The sequence below is a fragment of the Actinophytocola sp. genome (genome assembly GCF_045807065.1).
In the GTDB taxonomy this organism is placed as follows: Bacteria; Actinomycetota; Actinomycetes; order Mycobacteriales; family Pseudonocardiaceae; genus Actinophytocola.
On sequence record NZ_JBJMIE010000562.1, the window covers coordinates 1 to 6,573 of the forward strand.

Genomic DNA, 6,573 nt, shown 5'->3' on the forward strand with positions numbered 1-6,573 from the left:
ACACATAACCTACACGACGCACATCAGAACAACAAATACAACTTCACCGACCGCACCTACGAAGACGTTCTCCGCCACTGCGAACTCACCAACACAGCCTTCGTGCCGTACTCGCCGCTGGCCGCCGGCCGACTCTTGGGGCACGGTAGCGCCGTGTACGAGTTGGCGACGAAGTACGGCGCGACCCCCGCCCAACTCGCACTGGCTTGGCTGCTCCAGCGCTCCCCGGTGATGATGCCGATCCCTGGAACCAGCAACACCGAGCACCTCTACGAAAACCTCGCGGCAGCTCAGGTTGAACTGACACAAGCGGACGTTGTGGCGATCGGGCTGGCCGTCGACACCAACGTGACCGCCACAGTCTCCTAACATGAACCACATCCGGAGCTGGCAGCTATTTCAGCTGGTGAACTGCGCTATTTGCGGACGGGGTGAAACAGTGAGTCTGCCGAAGGATAGGTGGTGATATCGCCAGTTCAACGAGACGTCGGTGCCGGCCCGTGGATTACCGGTGTCGACAGCCGAGCCGCATCAGCAGGCGGTTCGGCTGGGATCAAGGTTGAGACGCTGTTGAGGTCTGACGGCTCCCTCGGTCCCGTTGGGTGATCAGGCGCCTATGGGGCTTGGGCGGCCGATCACCGGACCGGGATTTCTGTGATCACAGGACTACCGGTCCACCCCTCGGCGGGCGCGGGCGTGCGACTCCCCCGACGTCCGCGTCCGTCGAGACACGCCGCAATTGCTATGGGAAAGACCTCCCGCCTGATACCGGAGGACGAAATGAAAGAACTGGAAGCATCGCGGTTCCGTCCAAAGCAGAACAACCGGCAGCGCGCCTGCGTGAGGCGGCCGACGTAGCCGACCGTGTCTTGACTCAGTAGCTCGAGACAGCCGTAGTGGTCGCCCGAGTAACTAGAATACATCGTTCTATCGGATGAGATGCTCACGTTGTCCGCCGATCTCGGTTCACCGCTCAAGCGGCCATCATCGGCGTGTGTGCTGCACATTCGCCGACGACGTAATGCCAAACAACGAAGGAACTATCGTTGAATACACCTGTCGCCCCCCGCGATTGTGCCAGCACATCGGCGGAACCGCTCACCTTGACCTCAACGAAACTCGTGTTGTGGGACCTCGATGGCCCGTTGTTCCACACATTGCCGGTCATGCGCGCCGCGTGGCAACGGGTTCGCGAACTGTACGGGATTTCCGCGTCATTTGATGACTATGCCGAACATCTCGGAAGACCGTTCGTCGATATTCTACGCATACTCGGTCTTGACCTCCCTCAAGACCAACCAGCGCGAATCCAGTCCACCTATCTAACAGCTTCACAGGAAAACGCAGAGCTGGCTACTCCCCCACCGGGCGTAGAGGAAGTGCTCCAGTGGTTGGACTCCCACGGTTTCGGCCTAGGAGTTGTCACGTCGAAGTCCTGGCGAACGGCAGGTCCCCTGCTCGATCGATTCGCGGTTCCGTGGGCCGTGGTGCGTACTCCAGGCCGGGAACGCGGCAAGCCTGCACCGGATTCACTCCTGTTGGCGGTTACCGACGTCGGAGTGGATCCGTGCGAAGCGCTATACATCGGCGATATGGCTGTTGACCAGCAGGCAGCCAACCGCGCGGGTATCCCGTATGTACATGCCGACTGGGGCTACGGTTCTCCAGAACCACCGTGTGCGGTAGTTCTGTCCGACCCGACCGAGTTGCCTGCCTTGTTGCCGATCCGGGGCGCCAAGACCGCGAGGCAGGGATCGCATGAGCAGTAGCCACCCTAGCTTTCTGGTCTACGACGGCAACTTCGATGAACCACGCGGGGTCTCGGACGGCTCGCGGTGGCGTCTTGGCTGTACGTCAACCGGAGCGACTGTGTCGATGCCACGGGTCGAACTGATTGCATTGGAGAACGCCCAACTCGATGCTGCCGAGATCACGGCGAATACGGACCTCCTCCTGCACCATCTGGAGCACGATCACAGCGTCGATGAACTAACACCGGGCGGCATCAGTTGGTTGCGTGTGCATGCTGTGCCGGTACGACGGCTCGTGACCCAGGTGGTTAAGAAGCTGCTCGCATTGTCGAGTTGGGCGCCCTTTGCGACCTCGCCTGGGCCAATCGTGACCTCTGTGGACGGCGCACCTGTCGAGGTGCGTGACAGCGAAGTGCTGGGATACCACGCGTACACCGTCTCCTGGATCGGGATTGCGTTCCTGCTCGCCGGCAGCTCAGACACACAAGAACTCGGGAACGCTGCTGAGCCGACTGCGGCATCCGAGACCACCGACACAGTGGCCGGTCTCGACGCGACCCAGACCGACCTCGTTGCGGTGTCCTGGTCGTCTCGGCATGCCGAGACGTTGTTGCCGGTGTTGGCCAAACTTTGCGCAGACGGCGTCAATAGCTTGGTGGTAGATCTTGCGACTGAACCCGATCAACGGTTCCCTGGGGTACCGACCTCAGGGTTGACGATCCGTCGCGTGCCGCCAGAGACGTTCGCGAGAGTAGGTGGGCTACATGCATCAACGGTGGGCGCGCAGCGGCCGGGACGGGTTCTGCAGGTGGGTGCGTGCCGCATACATCTTGGTCGGCTGGCGTTGTTGGCAGCCCGTCTCGTCGAGCAGAGTACTGACTGCACGCAGCCGTCATGGGCCGCCGTGTGCCAACTGGAACTGTTGCTGGATGGTGTATTCGCCGCGGCTAAGCCTTCGGTGCTGCTGTGCAGTAACGACACCAGTCCGGTCGGCGTCCTGACCGTAGGTGCGGCCGATCGTGCGGGCGTCGACACGGTGTACGTGCAACACGGCGCATGGGTCTCCGGCCAGGTGACGGGACGGGCGGAGTACTGCCGGCACATTGCGGTCATGGGGACACGCGATGTGGCTGTCGCGCGTCAGTGGGCACGGCGAGCGGATGTCGAGGTTCATGTCGTCGGCCAGCCGCGTTTCGACGCGTTGGCGGGTATCGACCGCGAGAGTCACCGTCAATACCTGCGTGAGCTGTTTACTGCCAACCACGGTCGTGTTCCAGAGCACATGGTGGTGTGGGCCTGCCAGCCGGTCAGTACTACCCGGTTGTGTCGACAGTTCGATGTGCTGGTCGGTGGTCTCCGACAGGCCACCGGCGAATGGGGTTTGGTGATTGCGCCTCACCCAGCGCAATCGGAGGCTGCTCTCGCCTCGTTGCTGGTGAACGCTGCTGATTGCCTGATTGCTCTGGCGTCCTCGGATGTCGGTGCCCGCGGGTGTGCTGGTGGTGCGCATGCGGTGGCCAGCGCCTCTTCCACCTGTGGCATAGAGGCGTTGCTGTTGAACGTGCCCGTATTGGAACTCGCGCTTCCCGGGAGCCGCACGCTCGAGCTCGCTGACCAGCACGCCGCACGCCGATGCACGAGCAGCGAGGAGATCGCTGGCGCCCTCGACGAGGTCGCCACGGATGGCACTTCGTTGGCAATCCCCGATGTAGTAAAGGACGCCGTTTGTCGGTCGACAGGTAGCGCCGCCGATGCGGTCGCCGAGATTGTCGCGGCCTGCATCACCAACCACGCCAACGGCGGCCATCGGCCACAGGTGTCCGCGACGACATTCGCACCGGAGAGAGAGGACCATGATGATCACGCTGGCCGGTGAGTCGGCGAATGAGCTGTACGTCGCAGCGGCCCAGGCGGTACTGCGCGACGGCCAGGTGGTTCGGCCTCGCGGGCTCGAAACCCGCGAGATTCTCGGTGCGCATCTACAGCTGACCGATCCTCGCCGGCGGTTCGTCGATCTTCCACCTGTACGGGTGATCAACCCGGCGTTGGCGGTCGCCGAGGCCTTGTGGATCGTGGCCGGCAGCGACGCACCGTGGATCTATCGGTACAACCGTTCCCTGACTCGGTACGCCGATGACGGCGTTCTCCAGGGTGCCTACGGGCCACGGATGCGTCGCTGGAACGACGGCGTCGACCAACTGGACTATGTCCGGCGCACGCTCACGGTCGATCCCGATTCTCGGCAAGGTGTCATTCAGCTCTACAACCCGGAGCGCGACACCTGCGGTCACCGGGACGTGCCGTGCACCCTCAGTTACCGCTTCTTCGTGCGGCAGGGTCGGCTGCGCATGCACACCACGATGCGCAGTCAGGATCTCTGGCTCGGATTGCCCTACGACCTGTTCACCGCCACCCTCGTGCAGGAGCTGCTGGCCGGCTGGCTGGGCGTCGGGCTCGGCGAGTACCACCACACTGTCGATTCGTTGCACCTCTACGCCGAACACCACAAGGCCGCCGCGACGCTTCCGGCTCAGCCGCCACCATCGGCCCAGATGCCACCGGTCTCCGTGACATGGGACGACTTCGCTTCCGTGACTGAGGCGGTCATCGCGGGCATGCCCGCCACCGGCGCCGAAGACGTGTGGGCCACGTTTGCCCACCTCATGGCCAGCTACCGAGCCTGGAGCGGCGGAGACCGAGCGACTGCTCGCTCGATCGCCGCCGACGCCGCTGGGGAACTCGGCGCGGCCCTCCGCCGCTGGTACGGCCACCTTGCCGTTGACTCCCGACGCCCTATCGCGACCGGAGCGTCCCAATGAGCGCCCAGCTAGGACCAACACACGGACTGGAGCCGGTGCTCGGCCTATGCGCCTACACGCACGACTCCGCCGCGGCCCTGCTGGTCAACGGCACTTTGATCGGGTTTGCCGAGGAGGAACGGTTCGTCGGCGACAAACACACCAAGGCGTTCCCCGTCCAAGCTGTGAACTGGCTACTCCGAGAAGCCGGCATCTCCCGGTCAGACATCAGAGCGGTGGGCTACAACTTCCAGGCGAACCGGTATCTCCGGGCGCTCACCAGTACCCCACGGCAGCTGTTCCGGAGCGGGACCCGCGACCGCGCGTTGCCGCGGGCCGCCAGCTTCGTTAAGGTCTGCCGCCGCACCAAGGCCCGAGTGGCGATGCTGGCTCAGCAGTTCCCGTCTGCCCAGGTCATCCCGGTGCTGCACCACCGCGCGCACGGCTTGTACGCCTTCGGCTCATCAGGCTACGACGAAGCCGCCGTGTTGGTCGTCGACAGTCTCGGCGAAGCGCAGACCACAACGATCGCCCACGCTCGACGTCACGGCGCGGCCTGCGACTACCGGATTGCCGAGGAGATCGATGATCCGGCATCGCTCGGGTACGCCTACGGCGCCGTCACCGAGCATCTCGGATGGCGTCGCGGCGACGAGGAAGGCACCGTGATGGCCTTGGCCGCGCTGGGCGATCCCGAGCGGTTCGCTGACCTCATGGCTCGTGCCATCCCGTTGACCGAGCACGGCTTTACCCTCGATCCCAGGCTGTTCCCGCTGCGTGTGTTGTCCCATCACTTCTCGCGCGTCAGCCCGGCCTTCATCCACGCCACCTGCCCCACCCGACGCCCTGACGAACCAGTCGAGCAAGTTCACCAAGACCTGGCCGCCGCCCTCCAGCGCCGCACCGAGCAGGTTCTGGTGCATCTTGCGCGCCGTGCCCAGCATCTGACCGGCTCACGAGTGTTGTGCTTGTCCGGTGGGGTTGCCGCCAACTGCGTCGCCGTGGGCGCCATCGTCGCCGAGGGCCTGTTCGACGAAGTCCATGTACCGCCCGCGCCCGGTGACTCCGGCACCGCCATCGGCGCCGCCACCGCGATACACCTCGATCACACACAGTCCGTGCCGGCCGGTGTCAGCGGGCGATGCTATCTCGGGCCGGCCTACCCCGATCTCGAGTTCCCTCCGCATCCCCGCCCCGGCCTGAACGCGAACCGTCCCGCGAACCCTGCCCGGTTTCTGGCAGAGCGTCTCGCGAATGGCCAGATCGTGGGCCTCTTCCACGGCCCGTTGGAGGCCGGTCCGCGGGCCTTGGGCAACCGGTCGATCCTGGCCTCCCCACTGCTGCCGGACGTGATCGACCGGCTCAACCGCACCGTCAAGTTCCGAGAGCCGTTCCGGCCGTTCGCTCCGGTGGTCCTGGCCGACGCCGCCTCCGACTACTTCACCCTGCCGCAGCTAGCGCCGTACATGTCCATCGCGTCCGGTGTCACCGACTACACCCGCCACACGATCCCCACGGTCGTGCACGTCAACGGCACCGCCCGCATCCAAACACTCACCCCGCAACAGAACCCATTCCTGGCCGACGTGCTCACCGAATTCGACCAGCTCACCGAAGTCCCGGTGCTGATCAACACCTCACTGAACGTCAAGGGCAAGCCCATCTGCGGCACGCCCGACATGGCCATCGACTGCCTCATCGACAGCGGCCTGGACGCCCTGATGATCGAAGGCTGGTGGATCACCAAATGAGAATCGGCTACAGCTTCTCCCGCGTTCCGCAGATGATGGCTTGATGTGAGCCGGCGTGGCGGAATATGCGCAGGTCTCAGGGTTGGCGCATAGCGGGAGATCCAGAATCGCCTAGTGGCACGCTTGTCTCTGGTTTTTGGTGTATAGCTGGTAAGTCCTGTGGTCAGCTAGTCGATCCCGTTGGTAGGCTGCCCGGCCGTGTACGTGAAGGTGTCCTCCCGCAAGACCAGCGACGGAGGCCAGGTCCGCTACCTGCAACTGGCCCACAACGAG

5 protein-coding genes are annotated in these 6,573 nt (G+C 64.1%); all 5 read left to right on the plus strand.

Annotation, left to right across the window (positions count from 1 at the left end; all coding sequences use genetic code 11):
• Positions 1-369 (plus strand): aldo/keto reductase (locus tag ACJ73U_RS32985; RefSeq protein WP_407781655.1); only part of this gene is annotated, 369 nt, incomplete at its 5' end.
• 677 nt (positions 370-1,046) lie between these two features.
• A complete protein-coding gene (locus ACJ73U_RS32990; RefSeq protein WP_407781656.1) occupies positions 1,047-1,769 on the plus strand; it encodes an HAD family hydrolase in 723 nt (240 codons plus the stop codon).
• Positions 1,770-1,875: 106 nt separating this feature from the next.
• Entirely contained in the window at positions 1,876-3,627 is a 1,752-nt protein-coding gene (locus tag ACJ73U_RS32995) for a hypothetical protein (RefSeq protein WP_407781657.1), read from the plus strand.
• Entirely contained in the window at positions 3,605-4,570 is a 966-nt protein-coding gene (locus ACJ73U_RS33000; RefSeq protein ID WP_407781658.1) for a thymidylate synthase, read from the plus strand. Before ACJ73U_RS32995 ends, ACJ73U_RS33000 begins: the two co-directional genes overlap by 23 nt.
• Positions 4,567-6,300 carry a carbamoyltransferase gene (locus ACJ73U_RS33005; RefSeq protein ID WP_407781659.1) on the plus strand — a complete coding sequence of 578 codons (1,734 nt, stop codon included), beginning with the start codon at positions 4,567-4,569 and terminating at the stop codon, positions 6,298-6,300. The genes ACJ73U_RS33000 and ACJ73U_RS33005 overlap by 4 nt, the downstream gene beginning before the upstream one ends.
• The last annotated feature ends 273 nt before the right edge of the window (positions 6,301-6,573 follow it).

What these genes read in the sequence shown, in the direction of transcription:
- ACJ73U_RS32995 (WP_407781657.1), top strand. Translation starts at nt 1,876, where the DNA reads ATGCCACGGGTCGAACTGATTGCATTGGAGAACGCCCAACTCGATGCT.
- ACJ73U_RS33000 (WP_407781658.1), top strand. Translation starts at nt 3,605, where the DNA reads ATGATGATCACGCTGGCCGGTGAGTCGGCGAATGAGCTGTACGTCGCA.
- ACJ73U_RS33005 (WP_407781659.1), top strand. Translation starts at nt 4,567, where the DNA reads ATGAGCGCCCAGCTAGGACCAACACACGGACTGGAGCCGGTGCTCGGC.